Raw genomic sequence first — 819 nt, forward strand, 5'->3', positions numbered from 1 at the left:
GACCTTGCCGGTGGCATTGCGCGGCAGTTCGTCCAGGACGACCACATCGCGGGGAACCTTGTAGCGCGCCAGGTTCGCCTTCACGTACGCCTTGACCTCCGCGTCGTCCACGGTGGCGCCGGGCGCTGGAACGATATAGGCGCGCAAGCGTTTTCCGAACTCCTCGTCGGCCACGCCGACGACCGACACCTCGTCGATATCGGGCCGCGCCGCGAGCAGGTTCTCGATCTCCAGCGGGTAGACGTTCTCACCGCCGGAGACGATCATGTCGTCGTCGCGGCCGTCGATGTGCAGCAGCCCGTGCTCGTCGATCCGGCCCATATCGCCGGTGGACATGTACCCGTCGATGAACTGCTTGTGGCGGCCGTCGGTATAGCCCTCGAACGGCGCACCACTGCGCACGAACACCCGACCGGAGACGTTGCGGGCGCTCACCCGGCGCCCTTCGGCGTCGAACAACGCGATTTTGCTCGTCACCGGCGGGCGACCGACCGTGCCCGGAGCGAGGCGCAATTCGTGCGGCTGCGCCACCGCCGCCACCGCGACCTCGGTCGAACCGTAAAGGTTGTAGAGCACCTCACCGAAGGTGTCCTGCACCCGGGTCGCCAGCTCCGGAGACAACGCCGAGCCCGCCACCGCGACGGTTTTCAGCGCCGACAGGTCGTAACGGCCGATGACATCCGGACCCAACGCCACCAGGCGATGCAGCATGGTCGGCACCGCGACCAGCATCTCGGCACGGTGCTCGCTCACCGCGCGCAACGTGGCCTCGGCATCGAACCGGCGCAACAGCACCGTCTTGTTGCCCAGCGCGGTGGC

1 protein-coding gene is annotated in these 819 nt (G+C 67.8%); it reads right to left on the reverse strand.

Annotation, left to right across the window (positions count from 1 at the left end; genetic code table 11):
* Positions 1-819 (reverse strand): AMP-binding protein (locus A5789_RS28620; protein WP_156773035.1); only part of this gene is annotated, 819 nt, incomplete at both ends.

Source organism: Nocardia sp. 852002-51101_SCH5132738 (assembly GCF_001665695.1).
Lineage (GTDB): Bacteria > Actinomycetota > Actinomycetes > Mycobacteriales > Mycobacteriaceae > Nocardia > Nocardia nova.